This window comes from Ideonella benzenivorans, assembly GCF_020387415.1.
Taxonomy (GTDB): Bacteria; Pseudomonadota; Gammaproteobacteria; order Burkholderiales; family Burkholderiaceae_C; genus Ideonella; species Ideonella benzenivorans.
In genome coordinates, this window is record NZ_JAGWCB010000018.1 from 146,884 (window position 1) to 171,267 (window position 24,384).

General features: G+C 69.0%; 18 protein-coding genes. 8 read left to right on the forward strand and 10 right to left on the reverse strand.

All coding sequences use genetic code 11. The features are described 5' to 3' along the window. Positions 1–6 precede the first annotated feature (6 nt). From KGA65_RS17125 to KGA65_RS17150, 6 genes are all read left to right on the forward strand, one after another. Complete coding sequence (locus tag KGA65_RS17125; RefSeq protein WP_225864335.1) at positions 7–2,340, forward strand: GumC family protein; 2,334 nt, start codon at positions 7–9, stop codon at positions 2,338–2,340. Then, a complete protein-coding gene (locus KGA65_RS17130; protein WP_225864336.1) occupies positions 2,337–3,107 on the forward strand; it encodes a tyrosine-protein phosphatase in 771 nt (256 codons plus the stop codon). The genes KGA65_RS17125 and KGA65_RS17130 overlap by 4 nt, the downstream gene beginning before the upstream one ends. Continuing rightward, a complete protein-coding gene (locus tag KGA65_RS21105; protein ID WP_310740986.1) occupies positions 3,100–3,894 on the forward strand; it encodes a hypothetical protein in 795 nt (264 codons plus the stop codon). The genes KGA65_RS17130 and KGA65_RS21105 overlap by 8 nt, the downstream gene beginning before the upstream one ends. A gap of 68 nt (positions 3,895–3,962) precedes the next feature. Beyond that, positions 3,963–5,357, forward strand: coding sequence for an undecaprenyl-phosphate glucose phosphotransferase (locus KGA65_RS17140; protein ID WP_225864337.1), 1,395 nt, complete (start codon positions 3,963–3,965; stop codon positions 5,355–5,357). A gap of 2 nt (positions 5,358–5,359) precedes the next feature. Further along, positions 5,360–6,616, forward strand: a complete 1,257-nt coding sequence (locus KGA65_RS17145; protein ID WP_225864338.1) for a porin family protein — start codon at positions 5,360–5,362, stop codon at positions 6,614–6,616. Positions 6,617–7,049: 433 nt separating this feature from the next. Then, a complete protein-coding gene (locus KGA65_RS17150) occupies positions 7,050–8,417 on the forward strand; it encodes a tetratricopeptide repeat protein (protein ID WP_225864339.1) in 1,368 nt (455 codons plus the stop codon). Between the two features lie 6 nt (positions 8,418–8,423). Here KGA65_RS17150 and KGA65_RS17155 read toward each other — a convergent pair whose 3' ends face one another. The 4 genes from KGA65_RS17155 to KGA65_RS17170 all read right to left on the reverse strand — a co-directional run bounded on the left by KGA65_RS17155 (position 8,424) and on the right by KGA65_RS17170 (position 10,781). Continuing rightward, entirely contained in the window at positions 8,424–8,708 is a 285-nt protein-coding gene (locus KGA65_RS17155) for a hypothetical protein (protein ID WP_225864340.1), read from the reverse strand. Between the two features lie 63 nt (positions 8,709–8,771). Next, positions 8,772–9,653: an EamA family transporter gene (locus tag KGA65_RS17160; protein ID WP_225864341.1), complete on the reverse strand. Its 882-nt coding sequence runs from the start codon at positions 9,651–9,653 to the stop codon at positions 8,772–8,774. 25 nt (positions 9,654–9,678) lie between these two features. Continuing rightward, positions 9,679–10,386, reverse strand: coding sequence for a helix-turn-helix transcriptional regulator (locus KGA65_RS17165; RefSeq protein ID WP_225864342.1), 708 nt, complete (start codon positions 10,384–10,386; stop codon positions 9,679–9,681). Positions 10,387–10,400: 14 nt separating this feature from the next. Further along, entirely contained in the window at positions 10,401–10,781 is a 381-nt protein-coding gene (locus KGA65_RS17170; protein ID WP_225864343.1) for a VOC family protein, read from the reverse strand. 168 nt (positions 10,782–10,949) lie between these two features. Here KGA65_RS17170 and KGA65_RS17175 point away from each other — a divergent pair, with 168 nt between their 5' ends. Beyond that, positions 10,950–12,314 carry a M16 family metallopeptidase gene (locus tag KGA65_RS17175; protein WP_225864344.1) on the forward strand — a complete coding sequence of 455 codons (1,365 nt, stop codon included), beginning with the start codon at positions 10,950–10,952 and terminating at the stop codon, positions 12,312–12,314. Between the two features lie 26 nt (positions 12,315–12,340). Next, positions 12,341–13,825 (forward strand): M16 family metallopeptidase, encoded by a 1,485-nt coding sequence (locus tag KGA65_RS17180; RefSeq protein WP_225864345.1) that lies wholly within the window; start codon positions 12,341–12,343, stop codon positions 13,823–13,825. 100 nt (positions 13,826–13,925) lie between these two features. Here KGA65_RS17180 and KGA65_RS17185 read toward each other — a convergent pair whose 3' ends face one another. The 6 genes from KGA65_RS17185 to KGA65_RS17210 all read right to left on the reverse strand — a co-directional run bounded on the left by KGA65_RS17185 (position 13,926) and on the right by KGA65_RS17210 (position 24,250). Further along, a complete protein-coding gene (locus tag KGA65_RS17185; protein WP_225864346.1) occupies positions 13,926–14,426 on the reverse strand; it encodes a hypothetical protein in 501 nt (166 codons plus the stop codon). A gap of 267 nt (positions 14,427–14,693) precedes the next feature. Continuing rightward, entirely contained in the window at positions 14,694–15,107 is a 414-nt protein-coding gene (locus KGA65_RS17190) for a hypothetical protein (RefSeq protein WP_225864347.1), read from the reverse strand. Continuing rightward, positions 15,100–17,172, reverse strand: a complete 2,073-nt coding sequence (locus KGA65_RS17195) for a M23 family metallopeptidase (protein ID WP_225864348.1) — start codon at positions 17,170–17,172, stop codon at positions 15,100–15,102. Before KGA65_RS17195 ends, KGA65_RS17190 begins: the two co-directional genes overlap by 8 nt. A gap of 137 nt (positions 17,173–17,309) precedes the next feature. Continuing rightward, a complete protein-coding gene (locus KGA65_RS17200) occupies positions 17,310–20,207 on the reverse strand; it encodes a type VI secretion system Vgr family protein (protein ID WP_225864349.1) in 2,898 nt (965 codons plus the stop codon). Positions 20,208–20,414: 207 nt separating this feature from the next. Further along, on the reverse strand, positions 20,415–22,589 hold the full coding sequence (gene mdoH, locus KGA65_RS17205) for a glucans biosynthesis glucosyltransferase MdoH (protein WP_225864350.1): 2,175 nt from the start codon (positions 22,587–22,589) through the stop codon (positions 20,415–20,417). Between the two features lie 2 nt (positions 22,590–22,591). Next, entirely contained in the window at positions 22,592–24,250 is a 1,659-nt protein-coding gene (locus KGA65_RS17210) for a glucan biosynthesis protein G (RefSeq protein WP_225864351.1), read from the reverse strand. Positions 24,251–24,384: the final 134 nt, after the last annotated feature.

Genomic DNA, 24,384 nt, shown 5'->3' on the forward strand with positions numbered 1-24,384 from the left:
TTACCCATGCCTGCTGACCCGCGACTGCCCGCTCACCCGCCCACGCCCGGCCCCGCCGTGCTGGAACCGCTGCCGTTCCAGCCGCTGGGCTTTTCGGTGTCGGACGAGCAGAAGGTGGAGCTGCTGGAGCTGTGGCGCAGCATCAGCAAGCGCAAGTGGCCCATCCTGGGCTTGGCGGCTGCCGCGGCGGTGGTCGTGGCCGCGGTGGCGCTGGCACTCACCCCGGTGTACCGCAGCACCAGCACGGTGCTGATCGAGCCGGGCAAGGGCAAGATCCTGTCCATCCAGGATGTGTACGAGGCCTCGGGCGGCCAACAGCAGCGCGAGTACTTCCAGACCCAGGTCGAGATCCTGAAATCGCGCGATGTGGCGGTGCGCACCATCCAGCGCCTCAAGCTGTGGGAGCACCCGGAGTTCGACCCCCGCAAAAACGGCGATGGCTGGAGCACCCGCCTCAAGCGCAGCCTGGGCCTGGGCAAGGCCGAGCCCGAGTGGACCGACGCCACCCTGACCAACGCCGTGATGGACAGCTTCATGGCCGCGCTGACGGTGGAGCCGGTGCGCCTGAGCCAGTTGGTGAAGGTGAGCTTTGACAGCACCGACCCGCGCCTGGCCCCCCGGGTGGCCAATGAACTGGCGCATGCCTACATCGATGCCGACCGCGAATCCAAGTTCGCCGTGTCGCAACAGGCCAGCATCTTCCTGCAGGAGCGGCTGGGCGACCTGCAGGCCAACCTGGCCAAGTCGGAACAGGCCTTGCAGGATTACCGCGAGAGCAAGGGCATCGTGAGCCTGGAGGGCTCGGCCCAGACCCTGGCGAGCCAGCAGGCTGGTGACACCACCACCGCGCTGGTGAGCACCAAGGCGCACCGCCTGAGCCTGCAGGCCGCCTATGACCAGGTGCGTGCCGTGACCAACGGCAACTACGTCGGCGTGCCCTGGGTGATGCGCGACGCGGCGGTATCCGAAGCGCAGCGCCAGGTGAATGACGCCCAGCGCGCGCTGGCCCAGTTGCAGGAAACCCTGGGACCACGCAACCAGAAGGTGCTGCAGGCCCAAGCCCAGCTGGACACCGCCAACACCACGCTGCAGCAGCAGAGCAGCGCCGCCGCCAAGGCACTGGTGCGCGAATACCAGGCCGCGCTGGCCACCGAACAGAGCCTGGACCGCGCACTGGGCAATGTGCGCAGCAATGTGCAGACGGTGAACCGCGAGGAGTTCCAACTGGCCTCCCTGCAGCGGGATGTGGACACCAACCGCCAGCTCTACGACATGTTCATGAGCCGCGCCAAGGAAACCGACCTGGCGGGTGACGTGCAGGCCTCGGTGGGGCGCATCGTGGACCCGGCCGTGGTGTCGGATGTGCCCGTGAAGCCGAAGAAGGCCCAGATGGTCAGCGTGGCCTTTGTGCTGGCCCTGCTGGGCGGCGCGCTGGTGTCCATGCTGCTGGACAAGCTGGACAACACAGTGAAGGGGGGCGAAGACGCCGAGACCCGGCTTCGCCTGCCGCTGCTGACCGCACTGCCGGTGCTGGACAAGCTGGACCACGACCACACCGCCCGCCTGTTCCTGGACCAACCGGATTCGCACCATGCCGAGGCCATCCGCACCGCGCGCACCGGGGTGCTGCTGAGCCACATCGACCTGCCACACAAGTCGCTGCTGGTGACCTCCACCGTGCCGGGCGAAGGCAAGACGACCCTCGCCATCAACCTGGCACTGGCCCACGCCGCGGCCAAGCGCACGCTGCTGGTGGATGTGGACATGCGCCGCCCGCAGGTGGGCCCACGCCTGAACCTGCCGGCCGGCTGCAAGGGCTTGTCCAACCTGGTGGCGGGCACCGCCACGCTGCAGGAATGCCTGCACACCGTGGAGGGTAGCCCGCTGCTGGTGCTGCCGGTGGGGGACATTCCCCCCAACCCGCTGGAGCTGCTGCTGTCGCAGCGCTTCAAGGATGTACTCAAGGAGCTGGGCGAGCAGTTTGAGATCGTCGTGCTGGATTCCCCGCCGGTGGAGCTGGTGTCGGAAGCCCTGGTGCTGGCGCCACTGGCCACCAGCACCATCCTGGTGGTGAAGGCCTTGTCCACCCCGGCGCCGCTGGTGCGCAAGAGCATCGCCCGCTTGCAGCGGGCCGGCGCCAGCATGCTGGGCGTGGTGGTGAACCACCTGGACTTCGGCAAGGCCCAGCGCTACCACGGCCAGTACGGTGCCGACAGCTACGGCTACGGTGGCTATGGCGGCTACGGCACGAAGGCGGGCACCCCAGGCAAGCCCCAGCCCAAGATGGGCTACCGCAACAGCCCTCCTGAGGCGGCGACGGAGCCGCGCGTGCTGCCATGATCGACATCCACTGCCACCTGCTGCCCGGGCTGGACGACGGCCCCGCCACACCGGCCGACGCCCTGGCCCTGGCCCAGGCGCTGGTGGCCGATGGCATCACCCATGTGGTGGCCACGCCGCATGTGTTCCCGGGCCGCTTCGACAACCGCCGCAGCGGTGTGCAGGCCGCCCGGGCGGGCTTTGCCGCCTTGCTGGCCGCGCGCGGTGTGCCGCTGCAGCTGCGCTGCGCCGGCGAGGTGCGCCTGACCCCCGAGGTGCTGGACCTGTTGTCGCTGAACGAGCTGCCCTGGCTGGGCGACCGCCCGGGCCTGCGCACCATGCTGCTGGAAATGCCCGATGACCAGGTGCCGCTGGGCGCGCTGGCCTTTGTGCACGCGCTGCAGCGCGAAGGCATCACGCCGGTGCTCGCCCACCCGGAACGCAACCGGGGCGTGATGGCCCAGCCCGAACGGCTGCGCCCCTTCCTGGAGACGGGCTGCAGGGTGCAGGTCACCGCGGGCTCATTGGTGGGGCAGTTTGGCGCCAAGGCCCAGGCCGCGGCCGAAGCGCTGCTGGAACAGGGCTGGGTGCACGCCGTGGCCTCGGACGCACACAACCTGCGCGGGCGGGTGCCGCGCATGGCGGACGCCCGCCGCTGGCTGATGGAACAGGCCGGTGAGGACTTCGCCCGCGAGCTGACGGTAGCGGGCCCGGCTCGCTTGTGCGGCTGGCCAGCCGCCGATCAGGAAGCCACGGCCGCGTTGGTGGGGGGGCTGGCCCATGCCTGACCTGGACAGCACCGCGAACCGGCGCTTTCGCAGCGCCTGGACGGCCGGAACGGACCCCTCCCCTGCGGCCACGAGGACACCGCCCACCCCTGTCGCGGCGCGCGTGGAGGCCACATCGGCACCGCTGCCCCTGCTGCTGGTGGAGCCGGCCCGCTGGCGGGTGGCGCTGGCGGGCGCCCTGGTGGCCGTGGCGGTGCTGTGGGTGGGCTGGCAAGCCGGGCGCACCTTCCTGGCGGACGTGGGCTCGGCCCGGGCCCGCAGCGCGGTGCAGCAATGGGCGGCCCACACCCTGGCGCCGGATGCGCAGGCCATGGCCAACGCCCAGACGGACCTGGAGGACGCGCTGCGCTGGACGCCCGACAACCCCGCGCTGCACGAACAGCTGGGCGACCTGTTCACCGCGCAGGCCCAGGCCAGTTTCACCCAGCAGCAGCCGGACGCGGCACAGCGCGTGCCCGCCTTGTTGCAGCAGGCCCGCGCGGCCTACCTCCAGGCGGCCGCCCTGCGCCCGGCCTGGCCCATCGTGTGGTCCAGCCTGGCCACGGTGTACTACGGCCTGGGCGACCGCCCGGCCTACCTGGCCGCCTGGCAGCAGGCCCTGCGCCTGGGGCCCAATGAACCCGGCGTGCAAAGCGCCCTGCTGGACCTGACGCTGCTGGACTGGGCCCAGGCCACGCCGGCGCAGCAGGCCTGGGCGGTGCAACTGTTTGAAAAAGGCGATGCCGGACGGCGCGCCGCCATCAACCGACGGGCCCGGGTGTTCGGCCTGGAGTTCGCGGACGAATGAAGGATGAGCAACAACAACGTGTCACAGCCCGTGGCATGGATGTTGATACGGTTCCCCCGGGAGGCACCATGTTTGAGGAGCGTAAGGCCCACAAGCAGTTCCTGAATGCGCCACCTTCGGTGCCCGCGCTGGTGGCGGCGTTCCTGGAGCCGACGGTGGCCGGCGTCATGCTGGTGGCCTTGCACGACGCCTTTGGCCAGGGGTTCGGCGGTGCCTCGGTGGCGCTGCTCATCCTGACGATGGTGCTGATGTTCCCGGGCATCAACCGCTTCGGCCGCACGGGCGTGGGCGTGGTGATCGAGATCGTGCTGTCCTGGGCCGGGGTGGTGCTGGTGCTGGTGCTGGTGGGTTACCTCTCGCGCGGCTTCCACCAGTTCAGCCACCCGATGCTGATCGCCTGGGTGCTGCTGACGCCGTTGGTGCAGTGGGGCTGCGTGCGCTATGGCACCCGCATCCTGCTGCACCGACTGCGCCAGGCCGACATGCGCCGGCCCGCCGTGGTGGTGGGGGCCAACAGCATGGGCGTGCGGGTGGCCGGGGTGCTGCGTTCGCTGCGCCAGCGCGGGCATGACTTCATGGGCTACTTCGACGACCGCTCGGAGGACCGTTCCAACCTGCCGGAAGACGAGCACCTGACCGGCACGCTGGCTCAGCTGCCGGGCTTCATCGACCTGCACAGCGTGAAGGACGTCTACATCACACTGCCGCTGACCTCGCAGCCACGCATCCTGGCGCTGATGGAGTCGCTGCAGAACACGACCGCCTCGCTGCATTTCGTGCCGGACATCTTCGGCGTGTCCATCATCCAGGGTCGGTTGGAGGACATGGGCGGCGTGCCGGTGGTGGGCCTGACGGTGACGCCTTTCACCGGTGTGAACGGTCTGGTCAAACGGGTCAGCGACGTGGTGCTGGCCTCCCTGATCCTGGTTCTGATCTCGCCCGTGATGCTGGCGGTGGCAATCGGGGTCAAGCTGAGCTCGCCCGGCCCGGTCATCTTCCGCCAGCGGCGCACCGGGCTGGATGGCGAGATCATCGAGGTCTACAAGTTCCGCTCGATGACCACACAGGACAACGGCGCGGTGGTGAAGCAGGCCACGCGGGGCGATGCGCGCATCACGCCGTTTGGCGCCTTCATCCGCCGCACCTCGCTGGACGAGCTGCCGCAGTTCGTCAACGTGCTGCAGGGGCGCATGAGCATCGTGGGGCCGCGCCCGCACGCAGTGGCCCACAACGACCAATACCGCGCCCTGGTGAAGGCCTACATGGCGCGCCACAAGGTGAAGCCGGGCATCACCGGCTGGGCCCAGATCAACGGCCTGCGCGGCGAGACCGACACCCTGGACAAGATGGCGCGGCGCGTGGAGTTCGACCTGGAGTACCTGCGCAACTGGTCGCTGAGCCTGGATCTGCTCATCATCGCCCGCACGGCCAAGCAGATGTTCTTCGACCGCGGAGCGTACTGAGCATGGTGGGTGGCAAGCGCATACCGCAGTGGGGCGGCTGTCTGGCCGCGGTGCTGGGGCTGCATCTGTCGGCCACGGCGGCCACGCCCTGGGGCCTGGCCGTCTCGGAAGAGGTGACCCATGACAGCAACGTGTTCCGCAGCACCAACGCCAATGCGACGGCGGACACCCTGTCCAGCACCGGCCTGCGGCTGACCCTGGCCCAGCCGCTGGGCCGCCAGCAGTGGCACACCCGTCTGGAGGGAAGTCTGGAACGCTATGTGGACCACGACGAATGGAACCACGTGGCCTACGACCTGGGCAGCGAGCTCGCCTGGAGCGCCCCCGACCTGTGGCAGGGCGAGCTGGGGGCCAGCGCCAACCAGCAGCTCTACCGCTGGGACCAGAACGTGGCCACCCCGCAGCGCAACCTGGAACGCGCACGGCGGGCCTGGCTGCGGGTGCGCAAGGGCGTGGTCACGGACTGGACCTTCCTGCTGGCCCTGAACGGCTACGACCGGGATCTCTCGCTGGCCAGCTTCGACGACTGGGACCAGCGCCAGGCGGCCCTGGAAGGGGGCCTGCGCTTTGCCCCCAGCCCGGACCTGAACACCCGCCTGCTGCTGCGGCGCACCGTGGGCGAGTACCCCCACCTGGGCACCGACCTGCGCGACCACTACACCCGCAACGATCTGGAGCTGGGCCTGAACTGGCAACCCAGCGGCGCCAGCACGCTGGAAGGCCGCGTGGCCTGGGGCCGAGAGGATCACAGCGTGAGCTCCCAGCGCGCGGCGAATGTCTGGGGCGGCAGTCTGACCTGGCGCTGGCGCCCCACGGGCAAGCTGAACTTCGAGACCCGGCTGCAACGCGACAACGACACCGGCAGCAGCCACTTCCAATCCAGCAGCGGCACCGACACCGCCACCGGCGGTGGCACCGGAACGACCAGCACCCAGCAGTCCAACGACGCCAAGCTGACCACCAGCGCCAGCGTCGGCGCCCAGTGGGCCGCCTCGGCGCTGTGGCGCTTCGACGCCCGCGCCAGCCTGACCCACCGCCAGCTCGACAGCCGTTCGACCGGCGCCGATGGCACGCAGGGTACCGATGACGTGCGGGCCTTGAGCCTGGGCTTCACCTACAGCCCGACCCGGCGCATCGACCTGGGCTGCGCGGTGATGCGGGAGCACCGCTCGGTGTCCTCCACCGTGGGGGGGTTGAGCTTCCCGTATGACGCCAAGAGCGCCAGCTGCAACGTGCGCTGGTGGCTGGGCCAGCGCTGATGTGCCCGACCGGATCCGGCCTGCTTCTTGCTGCTGTCATTGCGACGACCGAGCATCGTCAATCAGACGATTGTGCAGCGCACCAAAACGGGGGACAAACATCCCATCTGGTGCTGTCTTCAGGGGGCTGACATGAAACGCACGACAAGTTTGTGGGCGGGTTTGTTGGTACTGGGGCATTCCGCTGCCGCGACGGCAGCCGAGGGTCCAGAAGGCGCCACCAGCCTTCAGGGTCTGGACTTGCTGGCCATGGGCGGTGTGGGCTTGCTGGCCTTGCTGTTGCTGCTACGCCGGCGCCCTCCCCGCTGACCTCCGCGGCCGGCCAGGCCGCCGGTACGGCTTGCCTTACAGTTGACGCTTTCGTTGGCCCAGGTTGCCGCATCGCACGGTGCGGCCGCCCGGGTTGTGTCATGCGTCGCATGGAGGTCCTGCCGTGAGTTCGCCGCCTGCCCCGTCCCCCTGCCTGCGGGATGTGCGCAACCAGCGCATGGGCACGGCCTCGCGCGTGGCGGCCGACCATGCCGAGTCCGCGCTGGCGCGGATGATGGCCTACCAGGGCTCGCCGCTGCCGGACCTGGAAGCCGCCCAGGCCGCCGACCCGGCCTGGGGCCTGCCCCTGTTGATGCAGGCTGGCCACTGGCTGTGCCAGAACGAAGCCGCCCACCTGCCCCGCGCGTTGGCCCTGCTCGAAGCCGCCACGCCGCTGTGCACCCAGGCCCCCGAGCGCGAGCAGGCCCACCTGACCGCGCTGCGCGCCGCCGCCGAGGGCCGCTGGCAGCAGGCCTGCCGGCTGTGGGACGAACTGCTGCTGGAACACCCGCGCGACGCCCTGGCCCTGCTGTGGGCCCACCACTGGGACCTGTGCCTGGGCGACACGGCCAGCCTGCGCCTGCGCCCGGCGCGCAGCCTGCCCGAATGGGACGAAGGCGACCCGCTGTTCCCGCAGGTGCTGGGCCTGTATGCCTTCGGGCTGGAGGAGAACAACCTCTACCCGCAGGCCGAGGATGTGGGCCGGCGCGCGGTGGGGGCCAGCCCCTGCGCGCCCTGGGCGGTGCACGCGGTGGCCCATGCGCTGGACATGCAGGGCCGCTTCGAGGACGGCACAGCCTGGCTGCGCCAGCATCAGCCGCGCTGGGCCGAGGACAACGCCTTTGCCGCCCACCTGTGGTGGCACATGGCCCTGTTCCGCCTGGAGGCCTTGGACCTGCCGGGCGTGCACCGGCTGATGGACGCCCACCTGTCCGGGGCGGCCACGCCCACGCAGTCCCAGCGGCTGGATGCGGCGGGCCTGCTGTGGCGCATGCACCTGCTGGGCGAGGATGTGGGCGCCCGCTTTGTCGAGCTGCTGCGGGAAGCCCCGCCCGACCTGAGCGAGGCCGGCCACTGGGCCTTCAACGACGTGCACCTGATGCTGGCTTTTCTGGGCGCCGGCGAGCTGGTGCAGGCCGAGAACTGGCTGGCCCGTTGCGCCGCCCGGGCCATGCAGCCCGAAGAGGCGCGCCGCAGCAACCACGCGGTGGCGCGCGAGGTGGGTCTGCCGGTGATGCGCGGCCTGCTGGCCCTGGCCCGCGGCGAGGCCGAACAGGCCGTGGCCACACTGCAGGCAGTGCGGCCACTGGCCCGCCGGCTGGGCGGCAGCCATGTGCAGCGCGACCTGATCGACCAAAGCCTGATGGCCGCCGCGGCACAGGCGCCCCACGCGCCAGTGGGCCGGGCGCTGCTCAACGAGCGGCTGATGGCCAAGCCCGCCACGCCGCTGACCCGTCGCTGGGCCGAGCGGCTGCGGCTGAGCCTGTCCTGAAGGCGGTCAGTGGCGGGGCAGGCGCTCCGCGTGCTCCAGCCACTGTTCCAGGGCCAGGGCCAGGTCGGGGCGGCTGAAGCCGCAGCCTTCATCACCCAGCATGGCCGCGGTGTCCAGCGGCTGCAGCAGACGTTCGAGCACGCTTTCGTAGCGCTCGGGCAGGCCGTTCCATTCGAGTGCAGCCAGGCGGAAGCGAGCGCAGACCACGTCGGGCTCCAGGACACCGCTGGACCATTGGTCCAGCGTGGTGCGCAGACGGTGCACGGTACGGGTCGGGTCATGCAACATCATGGTGGTCTCCTCAAGGCGCGGCACACCAGAACAGGGCAGGCCTGGGCCGCCTCAGGCCGTGGATCAAGCCCTGGAGCGCGTCGCCAGCAGGTTCAATGCCAGCCCGCCCAGCACCAGCGCAGCCGCCCCCAGTTTCCAGGGAGGCAAGGGCTCGCCCAGCAGGGCGCTGGAGGACAGCATGCCGAACACCGGCACCAGCAACGCCGTGGGGGCCACAGTAGCAGCCGGATGGCGTGCCAGCAACCAGTTCCAGCCCCCATAACCGAACAAGGTGTTGCCCACGGCCTGCCAGACCACCGCCGCCCAGGCCACGGCACTGGCGGCCCCCAGCTGCTGCAGCAGGTGGGTCGGCCCGCCTTCGGTGGCCAGGCTGATGCCGGTGAGCGGCAACACCGCCGTCAGGCTGGACCAGACCATGAAGCCGATCGGATCGACCCGGCCCGCCGAGCGGGCCACCAGATTGGCCACCGCCCAGCTCAGCGCGGCCCCCAACACCAGCATCAGGCCCAGCGCACTGACCCCGGCCGCCCCGGCCGCGCCCGTGACGTGCAGGCCGATCAGGCCCATGCCCGCCAGAGCCAGCGCAAAGCCCAGCCCCTGCAGCGGCCGCAGCCCCTCGCCGCGCAGCAGCATCGCCAGCCCGATGGTGAAGAAGACCTGGGTCTGGATGACCAGCGAGGCCAGGCCGGGCGAGATGTCCGAGCGCATGGCCAGGTACAGCAGGCCGAACTGCCCCGCCCCCAGCAGCAGGCCGAAGCTGGCCAGCGTGCGCCAGGGCGTGGCCGGCCGAGCGATGAAGGGCAGGAACGGCAGCGAGGACAAGGCAAACCGCAGCGCCGCGAAGGCAAAGGGCGGCAATTCGGCCAGCCCCCAGCGGATGACCACGAAGTTGGTGCCCCAGACCGCGACGACGGCCAGGGCGAGCAGCAGGTGACGCAAGGGCATAGGCGCGCCAGTGTAGGCGCGGCGCTCAGCCCCCCCGACTGGTCAGGGCATGCGCCGGCGCGCCCGCGTGGCGCAGGTAGTCGGCCAGGCCGCGGCCGGGCTCATGGCGGAAGCGGCTGTCCTGCACGCTGAGCGCGTCGATGCGGTCCAGCCGGAAGCTGCGGAAGTCCTGCCGCAGCTCGCACCAGGCGCCCAGGGTCCAGACCTGGCCCCAGAAAAAGCAGCCCAGCGGGCGCACGCTGCGCTGGCTGGGCTGGGCGCCCGCATCGCGGTAGCGGAACTGCACCCGCTGGCGCCCGGCGATGGCCTGGCGCAGCAGGCCCAGGTGCTGCAGGGTGGCAGCGTCCGGGCCATCGGCTGGCACCCACAGGGCCAGCCCCTCGGCCTGGGCCCGCACACCGGACGGCAGCACCGACAGGATGCGACCCAGCGCCAGCTCGCCCTGGGCGGCCAGGGCCGGGTCCATCTGCGGCTGGGACAGCCTCAGCGCGGCCACCAGGGCGCAGGCCTCGTCGGCGCTGAACATGAGCGGCGGCAGGTCGAAACCTGCGCCCATGCGGTAGCCCACACCGGCCTCGCCCTCGATGGGCACGCCCTGGGCCTGGAGGTCGGCCACGTCGCGGTAGACGGTGCGCAGCGAGACCTCCAAGCGGTCCGACAGCCAGGCGGCTGTGGAGCGGCGGCGGCCCCGGATCAGCTGGGTCAGGCGGAAGAGGCGGTCGGCACGGCGCATGGGCCGATGATGGCTCAGCCCGCGGCGTGCAGGCCCACGCGGTTGCCTTCGCTGTCCTGGAAGTGCACGAAGCTGCCCATGCCGTCGGGCAGGTCCACCCGAGGGGTGAGGAGCTGGCCGCCGGCCTGGGCCAGGCGAGCCAGGCCCTCTTCCAGCCGGGCGCCGCCATCCAGGTAGATCACCACGCCCTGGGCGCCAGGCTGGGCCGCCGGGCCGGCCAGCAGCGCGCCACCCACGCCGGGCTGGGTGTAGGGCAGCACGGCCAGGGTCTGCGGGCCCATGGCTTCACGCCGCAGGGGCGTGGCCAGCAGAGTTTCGTAGAAGCGCTGGGCGCGGTCGATGTCCGCCACGGGAATTTCAAACCAGTGGAGAGCGGATTGGGGAACTGAAGACATGGCGGGAAACTCCTTTGAAGACCGGCAAGCCGGTGTGGAACATGCCCGCCATGGTGCGCAAGGGCTGCTGCCAGCGTGCTGTCAGCAGAGGCCCACCCCCATTCGTGGGGGGCGTGCACACCGCCGACTTTGTATCCTTGCCGGCCTGTCTTTCAGGAGCTGTGTTTGATGACTTCCTCGATGTGTCGGCGCGACTGGCTGCGGCTGGGTGGCGCGCTGGCCGCCAGCGCCGGCCTGCCCGGTTGGGCCCTGGCCGCTTCCACCTTGACGGTGGCCCCGATGACCTTGCAACAACGCACCCTGGCCAACGGCCTGCAGGTGCTGTCCCAGCCCGGTGGGGGCGGGGGCCGCGTGAGCGTGCAGGTGTGGTACCGCGTGGGCGGCAAGGACGACCCGCAGGGCCGCTCGGGCTTTGCCCACCTGTTTGAACACCTGATGTTCAAGAGCACGGCCCACCTGAAGGCCGAACAGTTCGACCGGCTGACCGAGGACGTGGGCGGCGAGAACAACGCCTTCACCGCCGAGGACACCACCGCCTACTTTGAGACGGTGCCCTCGCACCACCTGGAACGCCTGCTCTGGGCCGAGGCCGAGCGCATGTCCACCCTGAACGTGGACGAAGCGAACTTCAAGAGCGAGCGCGCCGTGGTGGAGGAGGAATTCCGCCAGCGCGTGCTGGCCAACCCCTACGGCCGGCTGTTCGAGGCCATTGCGCCCAACGGCTACCTGCAGCACCCGTACAAGCGGCCGGTGATCGGCAGCATCGAGGACCTGGAGGCCGCCTCGCTGGACGATGTGCGCGCCTTCCACACCACCTACTACCGGCCCGACAACGCGGTGCTGATCGTCACCGGCGACTTCGACCCCGCCGAACTGAACCGCTGGGTGGACAAGTACTTCGGCCCGCTGACCCACCCGGCCACGCCCATTCCGCGCGTCCAGGTGCAGGAGCCGGCGCGCACCCAGGCCGCGCGCGTGAGCCTGAGTGCCCCCAACGTGCCGCTGCCGGCCACCCTGCTGATCTGGCAGGGGCCGAAGGTGACCTCTGCCGACGCGCCGGCGCTGCAAGTGGCCCAGGGCCTGCTGAGCGCCGGAGAGTCCTCGCGCCTGAACGAGGCGCTGGTCTACCGCATGCGGGTGGCGCAATCGGCCGGCTTCCAGGCCGATCTGCACAACGACGCCGGCCTGCTGACCGCCTATGCCATCGCCTCGGGCCAGCGCCAGCCGCAAACGCTGGTGCTGCCACTGGTGCGCGAGATCGAGCGCCTGGCGCGCGGCCCCATTGCCGCCGCCGAGCTGGACAAGATCAAGACCCAACTGCTGACGGCGGCCCTGAACGAGCGCCAGACCGCGCTGGGCCGCGGCCAGGCCCTGGGCTGGGCCATGATCCATTACAACGACCCGGCCGCGGTGGACCGCGAGCTGCAGCAACTCCAGGCGGTGACCGCGGCCGACGTGCAGCGCGTGCTGCGCCAGTACGTGATCGGCCAGCCAGCCGTCACCCTCACCTACACCCAGGAGGCCCAGGGATGAACCGCGCGGCCTCAACGACAACAATGATGCGTTCCCTGTTCACGCGGCGCCGGGCCAGCCTGGCCGCCGCTTCTCTGACGGCCCTGTTGGCCGGTGGTGCGGCCCTGGCCGCGACCCCGGGCGTGGACGAGCCGCCGCTGCCCGGCACGCCGCGCGCGCTGGAGGTGCCCAGTTTTCAGGAGGCCCGGCTGCCCAACGGCGTGCGGGTCATCGTGGCCGAGCGCCACGCCCTGCCGCTGGTCTCGGTCGCCCTGTACCTGCACCTGGGCGCTGCGGCGGACCCGAGCGGCCGCGCCGGCCTGGCCGCCCTGACCAATGACCTGCGCACCAAGGGCGCGGTGGTGGACGGCCAGCGGCTCGACGCCACCCAGATCGCCCGCCAGGCCGAGGCTCTGGGCAGCTCTCTGGACTCGGCCACCGACTGGCGTGGCAGCGCGTTGACCATGACCGTGGCCAAGCCCAAGTTGGACGCCGCCACCGCGCTGATGGCGGGCAGCCTGCTGCACCCGACGCTGGCGGCTGGCGAACTGGACCGCCTGAAGCAACAGACCTCTGACAGCCTGAAGTTGAGCCTGTCCGACCCAATGGCGCTGGCCGGCCTGACCGCACGCCGCGCCTGGTGGGGCGGCAGCGTGTACGGCGGCGCGGTGACCCCGGCCAGCCTGGCCCGCATCGGCCGAACCGATGTGCAAGCCTTCGCCCGGCAACAACTGCGCCCCGAGCTGGCCACGCTGGTCATCACCGGCGACGTGACGCTGGCCCAGGCCAAGGCCTTGGCCCAACGCCACCTGGGCAGCTGGAAGCCCAACCGCATGGCCCTGCCCCAGCCCCGCAACGAAGCGGCCGCCCCGCAGACCCCGACTACCGTGCTGATCAACCTGCCCGGCGCCGGCCAGAGCGGCGTGGTGGTGATGGCCCCGGCCGTGCCCTACGACAGCCCGGACCGGCGCGTGGCCCAGGTGGCCGGCGCGGTGCTGGGCGGCGGCTACTCGGCCCGCCTGAACCAGGAAGTGCGCATCAAGCGCGGCCTGAGCTACGGCGCTGGCGCCGGGCTGGACTTCCAGCCCGTGGGTGGCGTGCTGAGCGCCCGCACTCAGACCAACAACACCACCGCCGGCCAGGTGGTGCAGCTCATGCGCGACGAAATCGTCCGCATGGGGCAGGAACTGCCCGCGGACGAGGAACTGGAAGCCCGCAAGGCTGCGCTGGTGGGCGGCTACGGCCGCCAGGTGGAAACCACCGGTGGCCTGGCCGCCGTCGCGCTGGACCTGATCGGCCGCGACCGCCCGCTGAGCGACGCCCAGACCCACGTGCCCGAAATCCAGGCCGTGACCGCCGTGCAGGTGCGCGACTACGCCGCCAAGCAGTGGTCCCTCATGGCCCTGCGCACGGTGGTGGTGGGCGACATGGCCAAGGCCGCCGAAGGCCTCAAACCGGTGGCCGACAAGCCGCTGACGCTGGATGCCAAGGACTTGGATCTGGAATCAGCGACGCTGGTGAAGGCACGCTGAGGGCGATCTTCTTCGTGCCAGCGGAGGCTGGAAATGACAAGGGGCACGCCGGGAGGCGTGCCCCTTGTTCCTTGGCGAGTCACCTGGCGATCAGATCAACTCAAGGCCCCTGCTCAATGGCGAACTGAAGGTAAAGCAAGGAAGGATCCTTACGGCCGGGCGACACGTTCACATAGGCATGCTGTACACGCTTGCCCAGGGTCCATCTCGCGTAGCACGTGCTGCCCTTTTCCTGCTGCCCCTTGCCAAAACGCTGGCGGAGGATGTCATAGAGCGCATCGCAGGTCGCAGGCTGCTTCAAAACGATGTCGATGATGCCCAAGGGACCTGGGACCACCGATATCCTCACCACGCCCGCCATGGGTGGGCAATCCACCTGGCTGCTGCTGGCGTTCCGGAAGCACCCGACCGGAAGCAAGGAACGGATGGCCGACCAATCCTGGGTCAACACCTCAGGATGATCGGCCAGCGGCTCGACCAGCGCCCGCCAATCGGCGCGCACCGCCGGCACCGCCATGGGAGTCCGCTCGGCTGGAGAGCCAGCATCCGACGCAGCAGCTGATGGCATGGCCGCGGCGACGTACAGCAGGGCGATGGCCATCAGCCGCTTGTTCCGTGTTTTCACAATCAAATACTTCCAGGCTTCAGGCGTATCTGCTTGGGGATGGCATCTGCAAGGCGAGGCTTTGCTCCTCCTTCGCGCCGGCATCGACTTCCTCTCACGCCCAAACAAGCCGACCTCGCCACGCCCCTGGTACAGGCCACACGCAATAAATTCTTATTACCAATTCTCGCTGGCCAATACACGCTGACATTCCATTCCATGGAATTCTCCAGTCAGTTTTTGCCGCGCCCATTCAGTTAAAAATCACTTCTCCCATGAACATCGATTGCCCTCATAGCTCCCCTGATCATCCGAAAAAACAAAAACTTTCCGACTTCCAGAACGACGATATCGGACTTCTCCGATGGCCGCCCCCTGACTAATTACAAAGTAATGCCCATTCAGTTTCCCATTGATAATTTCTTCATAGGTTGACTTTACAACAGCAGGAACCTCCTTACCCAACGTCACTTCCCTTACACGAACAACGGGAATATCAGCCACCCCCCCCTCATACCGGACATAACTTCCTTTACCCCCCTCATCCGGCAGAACAAACTTCACCCTAATCTTTGCATCCCCATTATTATCCGCAGACAAACAAAGAGGCTGCGCCACCGCTGGCCACTGCCCAAAAAGAAAGAGAGATAAAAAACAACCAAAAATAAATCTAAACATCCGATCTGACCTTTTCAGAAAAATCAAACGCGACGGAATCTAAAAGTACATAACCGGTGACTTTCAGGTGCGAGCGCCTTGCGACCAAACCGGTCCACAGCGCATCCTCCGCTCCGTTAACGTTTTTCGTTACACGCCGAATCTCTGTTTCCCCAACGCCTTCATCTGCCGCGCGTGATATATTCGAAAAACCACCGCCAACAATGCGACCAACCCAATAGAGCCCAGCGGCATCCGCAGAATAGTATTTATTTTCAGATATAAGTCGATTATTTGGCTCAACAATAAAACTTGACATCCCGCCGCGGCCATGATAGTTTGAAAAACCTTGGTAGTTTTTTCGACCCGTAGTCTGAATCAAGCCTCGTCCTTTAAACCTAATCCCATCGCCCTTCTCAGTATTTCCCAAATCCGTCCGCCCCTCGTACTCCTTCCCCGATGCAATCTCCTCCGTCAACCGCAATACTCCAGTCTCCTGATAAACCTGCGCCAAGAAATGAGCCAACCGCCCCCTACGAAGACCGTATTTCAAGAACATCCGCATCATCACACCATTCCCTCTCTCGGAGAGCCGCCGCCTAGCCTCCGCCGTTGACACAGATGCCTTAATTATTTGAGAATTCTTATTTGTCTTGTTTGTTTGGAATGTAAGCGGAATGCAGCGCAACATCTCTCGCTCGCATAACCAAGAGCAATTCCTCAATAGTGAAACAAATACCTTTGGATGAAATCGCCAATGACTTGCACTCATCCCCATACCTCCTGGGGAAAACGCCAGCGCCTGGATATGCGCCTTTAGTAGCGAAAAGTCGGCTTCAGTGAAGGGCGACGAGTTTTCCTCCGTCTGCGTCTTGAGCCAGCCCCAACGCTGCTCGATGGTTGAAGCTTCCCACTCAGTGGGAAATTTGCAGATAGCATGCGCCAACTTTGGCACCATCGATGCATCTGAAAGCCGTACTGCCGCCTCGATCGGATCCACTTGGCCGTCGCCGCTGATATCCAACCAGCTCTTGAGGGTTTTGGAGTCGCAGCGGCTGTCCTGATCTTCGCTGTCATCGATCAGACTCCAGCGGCGCCAATGGGGGAAATCGGCATCACTGTACTTGTGTACACCCCTCGCATTGAGATTGACCCAGCCCTGCCCTCCTGAAAAGCAGACCTTGCGCCAATGCGGCACATCCGAGGGCGTGAGCGTCTCATGGTCGGTGTTGATCACTCGGCCAAAGCGAAGCAATTCATAAACGGCGCTTGGCGCGGGACGCGCACCCGAAGGGTAGGCCTTGCTGATCTCGTTGGCTCGCTTGTAGATGTCGTACTCGCCGTCCACCTCTTCCAGCGGTTCGGCGATGCGGGAACCATCCAGCCGCAGGCTTTCGAGATAGGCACTGCCACGATGGCCAGCAACCCCTTCGCCCCCTGCAAAGCGCAACGCCACCACAAAGGGCTCGACACTGGTATGCACCGGTTGCAGGGATCTTGTAGCGGGCAGCGGAGCCCTCTTGTTAGGCTTGGGCGGTTGAACGTGCGCCTGCACCATGTGATCCAGGGGCTTCTCCTCGAAGAACTGTGTGCCCCCGGGCAATAGAAAGTAAATCTGACCATACACAGCGTCCGTCCGGCCATCCTTGCTGGTGTCCAAATCTCCGCTGCTCCGCCCCACCAGACGCTTGAGATTGGCGTCGTCGCAGACGATTTCGAAATGGATGCGGCGTTCAAGAGCCCCGTAGATCTGTCCGGCCGTGCCCAAGGCCGCCTTGCGATACACCGTTCGCCCTTGTGCCACGGCGGGGTCAATGGCGCTCAGGTGCATGTAGATCGAGAAGAACACCACCTTGGCGTCGGCTCCTTCGCCAATCTCGGTTTCGTGCTTGAGCACAACCACACCGTTGTCTGTCCAACCACCACGATAGGCCAAGGGTTCGCTCTCCGACAGAGTTCCTGCCGGCTGTGGCTTGGGAGTACGCACGAATACGACCGCCCCATCGGCAATCGCCCGCACTGCTTCGGCTTGGCCATTGGTCTGCGGCGCGATCAGATGCATGCCGCCATGCCAGCCCAAGTTCATGCTGAGAGGAAAGGCACCATCCCCCGGCTGCCCGCCCTGCATGCAGCGATCCAGCCAGGCGTCCTCGGTTTCGTTGGCCTGCCGTGCTGGGAGGAATGGAGGGCTGATGAGCATTGTCCTGACTCGCAAATGGACAGTTACAGAGAAAACGGATAACGCGCCTTGAAGACAAGCGTGCCTTTGGGAAGGATGGGCATGGTGTGACTCACGCTCTCCCCTCCCTCGAAGCTCTTGCTGGCCGCCTTGACCGTGATGGTCCCCGGGCATTCGAAGGTGATGTTGCCGCCCTCCAGGGTGATGCTGGCCCCGCCCGCGGTGGCCAGGGTGATCTTCTTGGCCGCGGCCCAGTTGACGCTGGCGCTCTGGCTCTGGATGGCCAGCTGCTTTTGCGCGGCCAACTGGGCGGTGCCGGCCTGGGCCTGGATGGTCAGCGGGTCCTGTCCGGCGATCAGGGTCACGCCGGTGCCCGCGGCTTGGCTGCCGGGTTGGATGGCTCCGCCCAGGATGCCGATGGCCTGGCCGGTGTGCAGGCGCCAGGCGCCGGCTACGGCCTGGTCGATGTCCTGCGCGCTGGTCTGGTGGATGTTCTCGCCAGCGGCGTAGACGATGTCGGCCGCCGCGGTTTGCAGCAGGCCGCCACGGGCGCTGACGGCGGCGATGGCGTCAGTGCTGTGGGGCAGCTTGTCGTCGGCGGTCTGGGTGTTCTTGCCAGCCGCGTCGGCCTGGGCCTGGTCCACGTCCTGGGCACTGACCATGCCGCTGACCTGGGTGAGCCAGGCGGGGATGGGCGCGGCCTTCGGGTCGGCCTGGCTTTGCCCGGCCTGGGTGCTGCCCAGTTGGCCGGAGAAGGCCACGGTCTGGTGGGTGGCCGCGGCCTGGCTGAAGGTCTGGCTCAGGGTGCCCAGCTGCCGGGCCAGGGCGATGCCGGCAGCGTTGTCGCCCGCGGGCTCGGCGGCCTGGGTGCCGAAGGTGCTGATGAGCAGGCCCTGGCGGGCGCGCACGGCGCCGTAGGCGTCGGTGCGCAGCTCCCAGCCGGTGCCGCGGAAGCTGCCGCGGTGGTTGTCGGCCTGGTGGATGAGGTGACCCAGGTTGAGCTGGCTGGCGTGCTGGGTGCTGGCCAGTTGCACCCGCAGCTGGCCGTCGCTGTCGTCGAACACGAGCTGGTTGTAGCCGCTGCCGCCGAATTCCTTGCTCTTGTAGCCGGACAGGGCCGCGGCGTTGCGCTGGCCGCCCTGGCTGAGCTCGGCCGGGGCCGCGCCGTGCCAGGCCGGGCTATGGCCGCCGGTCAGGTTGCTCTGGGCCGAGGGGTTGGCGTCGCTGCTGTTGGCAAAGCTGCTGGTGTCGGCTTCAGCCCCTTGGCCCCCCGGCGTGGCGGGCACGCCACCCTCACCCCGGCCGTGGTACAGGCCGCACAGGATGATGGGCTGCTCCAGGTCGTCGTCCACATGGCCCACCAGCACCTCGTGGCCGATGCGCGGGGTCCACTGCAGGCCCTGGCCTTCGCCGGCCAGCGGTTGCAGCACCCGCACCCAGGGGCTGGCCAGCGCCGTGCCCGGTGCGTTGTCTTCCTGGCCCTGGAACTCGTAGCGGATGCGCACCCGACCCAGGCGGTCGGTGTGCACTTCCTGGTCGCCCTGCGGGGTGATGCTGCCGTCGGGGCCCACCACGGTGGCCAGCAGCGGTCCCGGCGCCACCGCGCGCGGGTACAGGCATTGGCCGTGCTCATCCACCCACAGCGGCCGCCAGGGGATGTGGGCGCGGAGGGCGGCAAAGGCGTTGGCGTAGCCGCGGGCCTGGGCCTGGCGGATCAGCGCGGGCTCCAGCCACTCGGGCCAGAACTCGGCCAGCGGGTCGTGGCGGCGCCGCCCGCCCCAGGGCTGGAACTGGCGCGCCAGGGTCTCGGCCAGGTCCTTGGGCAGGTTGTTCAGGCCAGCGTGGGTGACGTCGGTCAGCAGGAACTGCTTGTCTTCCTCGGGGCGCAGGTCGTCCAGCGCGTCCAGCGGGGAGTCGGTCAGCGCAAAGCGCTGGCCGGCCATGAAGCTGCGCACCACCGAGCGGCCCAGCCAGGCCTTGTGGCGGGCTTCGATGGCCTGCTGGGCCAGGGTGAGGCTGCGCTGGAGCTGGCCGCTGTCGGCCAGCAGGGCACCGTGGCCACTCTCGCCCAGGCTCTCGTAGGTTTCCAGCCAGGGCGCGTTCTCGCCGCCCACGCTGCCGACAGTGGCCACCTCGGCGGCCACCAGGCGGGCCTGTTCGGGGTCGTAACGGGTGGCGCTGAGCACGGCCACGGCCTGCTGGCGTTGGCCGCCAAAGGCCTGGATCGTGTCCTGGCCTTCCTGCACGCCGTCGCGGTGGAAGCGCACGCCGCCCCAGGCGGCCGAGCCCGCGTCTTCCGGGCAGCTCTGGCTGGACGTGCTGTCGGCGAAGAAGACGACGGTGGGGCCCGGTTGGCCGCCATCGGCCTCCTCGAAGCGGTAGGCCAGGCCTTCGCGCGCCAAGAGGCGTTGCAGAAAGGCCAGATCGGTCTCGCGGTACTGCACGGTGTAGGGCCGCACGCCGGCCTGGGCCGAGGCCTGCAGGTGCTCGCCCACGCAGGGGGCCCAGCGCCAGCTGGCCCATCCGGCGTAGCGGTTGAGCACGCTGTCGATCAGGTCGGTCAGCAGGGTGTCCTGCCAGACCTGGCTGCGCAGGGTCTGGCCCAGAAAGCCCAGCCAGGGCTGGACGGTGAACTGGTAGCGCGAGAGGCCGCCGTCGCTGTCTTCGGCCGCGGCCTGCAGCACCTGGCCGGTGCGGCGCGCCTCGCTGCCGTCGGCCAGGCGGGTGACCAGGGTGAGGGGCTGGCCCAGCAGAGTCTGCAGGGCCAGGCCGGGGGTTTCGCTGACGGCCAGCAGCTGCAGCTCCCAGGGGCGGCTGAGCGCTTCGCGCAGGGCCCAGGCCTGCACGTGCAGGCCAGCCAGCGCAGCGCAGGGCGAATCGAGCCGGTACAGGCGCTGCTCATCGTCGAAGAGCCCCAAGGTGCTCGCCAGGCTGCTGATCATGGTGTGCCGCCCTCCCTGGCCGGCTGTTGTATGAACCTCTCAGCACACGGCCACATGCCGTCCACGCTGGGGTCGCGCGGATTCTAGGAAGGCGGTTGGGCCACTTCGTCACCCATCCGGGGGAGTTTCCACACGGGCTGTCATGCTTGTCACCAACAGCAACAAAAAAGGGCCCCGAAGGGCCCTTTGGAAGGATGGTGACGCAGCTCAGCGCGGCATGGCCTGGCCGGCCGTGGCGGCATGCAGCAGGCGCAGGCTGTGCGGCTCGTTCAGAAAGTGCAGCTGCTCGGCGGCGGCAGCCCCCTGGGCGTTGCGGCTCAGTTGCAGCATGCGCTGACGACGGGCCTCACCGCGCAGACCGCGGCCGGTGTGGCGCGGGCCCACGGCCTTCATGGCCAGGGCCGCCAGGCGCGGCAGGTCCGACAGCAGCGCGGTGGCCAGGGCCGGCAGGTTGGCGTAGAGCTGGGCGTAGTGCCAGGCCTGGCGCAGCACAGCGGGCGAACGGGCTTCCTCGGGGATGGTCAGCCAGCCGGCGTCGCGCAGGCGCTGGCCCAGCGCGCCCTGGCTGCTCAGCACCGTGAACGGCACCGAGAACAGCAGCGGCAGGCCCATGGGCAGCAGCCACAGCGTGGTGGCGGGCGACACGCTGGAGACGGCCACCAGCACGGCGGCCACCACGGCGGTCAGCGGGCCGAAGCGGCGCAGGGCCTCGGTCCAGGCCACGTCGCTGGCTTCCCGCGGGGGCGACTTCCATTCCAGCGTCCAGCCGGTCAGGCCGCCGATGACGAACAGGCTGTGCGCGGCCATGCGGATGGGGGCCTGGATGGCCGACATCAGCGCTTCCAGCGCCGAGCTGGCGATCAGCTGCACGGTGCCGCCGAAGGCGGCCTGCTCGCCGCGGCGCAGCACGGCCCACACGCCCAGCACGCGCGGCAGGGCCAGCATCAGGCCGGTGGTGATCCACAGCGTGACCACGCTGCGGTGGGTCAGCAGGGTCGGCACGGTGTCGTCGTTGCTGTTCATCCAGATGCCGGCACCCAGCACCACATAGGCCAGCCACAGCGGGGCCGACACATAGGACATGGCGCCGGTGGCCAGCATGGCGCGGTGCACGCCCTTCAGGCCCGGCTCAGCGATCAGGCGGGCGTTCTGCAGGTTGCCCTGGCACCAGCGGCGGTCGCGTTGCAGCTCGGCCAGCAGGTGCGGCGGCTGTTGCTCGTAGCTGCCTTCCAGGTCGCCCACCAGCCAGACTTCATAGCCGGCGCGGCGCATCAGCGCGGCCTCGACGAAGTCGTGCGAGAGGATCTCGCCGGCCAGCGCCCCGGTGCCCGGCAGGGTGCCCAGGCCGCAGTGCTTCATGAAGGGTTCGACGCGGATGATGGCGTTGTGGCCCCAGTAGTGGGCCTCGCCCAGCTGCCAGAACTGCATGCCCAGCGTGAACAGGCGGCCGGTCACGCGGCTGGCGAACTGTTGCGAGCGGGCGTGCAGCGTGGCCTGGCCGCAGGCGCGCGGGGCGGTCTGCAGGATGCCGGCGCGCGGGTTCTTCTCCATCAGGCGGGCCAGCGTCACCAGGGTGTCGCCGCTCATCACGCTGTCGGCGTCCATCACCACCATGTAGCGGTAGTCACGGCCCCAGCGGCGGCAGAAGTCGGCCACGTTGCCAGCCTTGCGGCGGGTGCGCAGTTGGCGCCAGCGGTAGTACACGCGGATGTCGCTGCCGGCGGCGGCCAGCTGCTCGCGCAGGGCCTGCCAGGCGCGCAGCTCGGCGGCGCGCACTTCCGGGCGGTTGGTGTCCGACAGCACGAAGACGTCGAACAGGCGCTGCGCGCCGACGGCGGTCAGCGATTCGCAGGTGGCGCGCAGGCCGGCGAAGACGGTGCTCACGTCCTCGTTGCAGATCGGCATGATGACCGCGGTGCGGGCATCGGCCGGCAGCGTCACGCCTTCGGCGTCCTTCGCCGACAGGGTGTGCGGGTCGCCCTTGAGCGTGACCCAGAAGCCCATCACCGCGGTGATGGCACCCGCGGCCACCCAGGCGAACAGCAGCGTGAACAAGGCCACCTGACCCAGTTCCAGCAGGCTGGAGCCGGCACCGGGCTGGATGCTCCAGAGCAGGCCAGCCGACAGCAGCGTGGCCGACAGGACCCAGAACAGCAGCCAGCGGCGGCGGGTCTTGGCCGCGGCTTCCCAGGCGGCGGGGGCGGCGGCGCTGCGCGCGGCGCTCTCGCGCCAGGGCGCATCGGCCGGCGCGGTCTCGCCGCGCAGGCGGCGCATCACGCCCAGCCAGGGCTGGGGCTTCATGCTGCCGCGGTGGATGGCGGGCATGCCCGGCGCCGCGGTGGCGCCCGACAGGGTGGTGCTCGGAGTGCGGGTGGGGGTCATGGTCATTGCGGAGGAAGGATCTGAGTCCATGTTTCGCTCACGGTGTCAGCACCGGAGGTGAGGTACGCGCGCAGCTCGACCGGGCGAACCGGGTCCAGGGTCTGCACGCGCAGGGTCAGTCGCCAGGCGCCAGTGGCGTCCACGCGATAGATGTTCTGTTCGGTGATGCGGCCGGCGTCGTTGCTGCTGACCACGGCCTTGACGGCGGCGTTGTCGGGCAGCTTGGCGCCGGTGAAGTCGATGACGAACTGGCGCTCGCCGTCGGCCAGGGCGGCAAAGCCGCGGCCGGCGCGGGTCTGGGCCACCCACAGCGCGGGCGGGCGCTGTTGCTGGGCGCCCTGCCAGTCGATGCGCCAGGCCAGGTCCAGCGGCTGGCCCACGGCGGGCAGGCGGGCTGGCACCCAGTAGGCGACGATGTTGTCGTTGGTCTCGTCGGGCGTGGGCAGCTGCATCAGCTCGACCCGGCCGGCGCCCCAGTCGCCCACCGGCGTCACCCAGGCGGAGGGGCGCTGCTCATAGCGGGCTTCGGTGTCTTCGTAGCTGGCGAAGCTGCGGTCGCGCTGCATCAGGCCAAAGCCACGCAGCGAGGGCATCGCGAACGAGGTGACCAGCGGCCAGCGCGGGTTCTGCAGCGGACGCCACAGCCATTCGCCGGTGCCGCTGGCGATCATCAGGCCGTCGCTGTCATGCACCTCGGGGCGGAAGTCGTCCCGGTTGGGCTGGTTCTCGCCGAACTGGAACATGCTGGTCAGCGGCGCGATGCCCAGGGTGCGGATGGGCCGGGGGGTCTGGCGCAGGTAGACGCGGGCCTTGACGTTCACCGCGGTGGTCTGGCCGGGCTGGATGTCGAAGCGGTAGGCGCCAGCCACGCGCGGCGAATCCAGCAACGCGAAGACGGTCAGCGCCTGGGCGCCGGCATCGGGCCGCACCACCCAGAAGTCGGTGAAGCGGGGGAACTCCTCGGGGCCGTTGCCACCGGCCGAATCGACCGCCAGACCGCGGGCCGACAGGCCGTAGTGCTGGCCGGCACCCAGGGCGCGGAAGTAGCTGGCGCCCTGGAAGACGATCAGCTCGTCCTTGTAGGCCGCGTTGTTGAGCGGGTAGTGCACCCGGAAGCCGGCATGGCCGATGTCGCCCCAGTTGGCGGGCTGCAGCGTGCTGTTGGCGCCGTAGTCGAAGTCCTCCGGCCGGTAGGGCAGCGCGCGTTCGCCATCTGGCGACAACTCGTGCATGCGCACCGGCTCGGTCTGGTACTTGCCCAGGTGGAAGAACATCAGCTCGAAGGGCCGGCCCAGGCTGCGCCAGACCGCGCGGTCGGGGCGGAAGCGGATGTCGCGGGCCTGGTCGTAGCTCAGGTCCTTCAGCGCCTGGGGGGTGCGGCTGGGCGCCGGCGCATAGGGCTGCGCCGCCAGACCGCGGGCACGTCGCGCCAGCCGGTCGAAGAACGGGGCGGCCACGGCGCTCGCGCTGGGCGTGGCGGCCGGGGTCGAAGCGGTGGAGGCGGCCGCAGCGGCCACCAGCGTCGCCGGGGTCTCAGGGGCCTCGGCGGCCACCCCCAGCGTGGTCTGGGTGGCGACCAGCGCCGCCAGCGCCAGCAACCGGCGGGCCGGATGGCCTGCGGCGCGGGGAGCGGCGAAAGGGCGGCGGACAGAGACAGTCATGCCTGCTCTATGGCAAGGCCCGTGCCACGCCAAAAAGCCTTTACCAATCAACCACTTGCAAAAACGCCCAGGCCCACGCCCCGGCGGGACGACGGAAAAGCGTCGCCGATCAGCGACAGGCTTTTTCGCTGCGG

Coding starts and splice junctions, on each gene's coding strand:
- KGA65_RS17170 (WP_225864343.1), bottom strand. CDS start 10,781: ATGTCTTCAGTTCCCCAATCCGCTCTCCACTGGTTTGAAATTCCCGTG.
- KGA65_RS17185 (WP_225864346.1), bottom strand. CDS start 14,426: ATGGCCATCGCCCTGCTGTACGTCGCCGCGGCCATGCCATCAGCTGCT.
- KGA65_RS17155 (WP_225864340.1), bottom strand. CDS start 8,708: ATGATGTTGCATGACCCGACCCGTACCGTGCACCGTCTGCGCACCACG.
- KGA65_RS17145 (WP_225864338.1), top strand. CDS start 5,360: ATGGTGGGTGGCAAGCGCATACCGCAGTGGGGCGGCTGTCTGGCCGCG.
- mdoH (WP_225864350.1), bottom strand. CDS start 22,589: ATGACCCCCACCCGCACTCCGAGCACCACCCTGTCGGGCGCCACCGCG.
- KGA65_RS17175 (WP_225864344.1), top strand. CDS start 10,950: ATGACTTCCTCGATGTGTCGGCGCGACTGGCTGCGGCTGGGTGGCGCG.
- KGA65_RS17210 (WP_225864351.1), bottom strand. CDS start 24,250: ATGACTGTCTCTGTCCGCCGCCCTTTCGCCGCTCCCCGCGCCGCAGGC.
- KGA65_RS17180 (WP_225864345.1), top strand. CDS start 12,341: ATGCGTTCCCTGTTCACGCGGCGCCGGGCCAGCCTGGCCGCCGCTTCT.
- KGA65_RS17195 (WP_225864348.1), bottom strand. CDS start 17,172: ATGAACTTGGGCTGGCATGGCGGCATGCATCTGATCGCGCCGCAGACC.
- KGA65_RS17190 (WP_225864347.1), bottom strand. CDS start 15,107: ATGTTTAGATTTATTTTTGGTTGTTTTTTATCTCTCTTTCTTTTTGGG.
- KGA65_RS17200 (WP_225864349.1), bottom strand. CDS start 20,207: ATGATCAGCAGCCTGGCGAGCACCTTGGGGCTCTTCGACGATGAGCAG.
- KGA65_RS21105 (WP_310740986.1), top strand. CDS start 3,100: ATGCCTGACCTGGACAGCACCGCGAACCGGCGCTTTCGCAGCGCCTGG.
- KGA65_RS17165 (WP_225864342.1), bottom strand. CDS start 10,386: ATGCGCCGTGCCGACCGCCTCTTCCGCCTGACCCAGCTGATCCGGGGC.
- KGA65_RS17140 (WP_225864337.1), top strand. CDS start 3,963: ATGTTTGAGGAGCGTAAGGCCCACAAGCAGTTCCTGAATGCGCCACCT.
- KGA65_RS17125 (WP_225864335.1), top strand. CDS start 7: ATGCCTGCTGACCCGCGACTGCCCGCTCACCCGCCCACGCCCGGCCCC.
- KGA65_RS17130 (WP_225864336.1), top strand. CDS start 2,337: ATGATCGACATCCACTGCCACCTGCTGCCCGGGCTGGACGACGGCCCC.
- KGA65_RS17160 (WP_225864341.1), bottom strand. CDS start 9,653: ATGCCCTTGCGTCACCTGCTGCTCGCCCTGGCCGTCGTCGCGGTCTGG.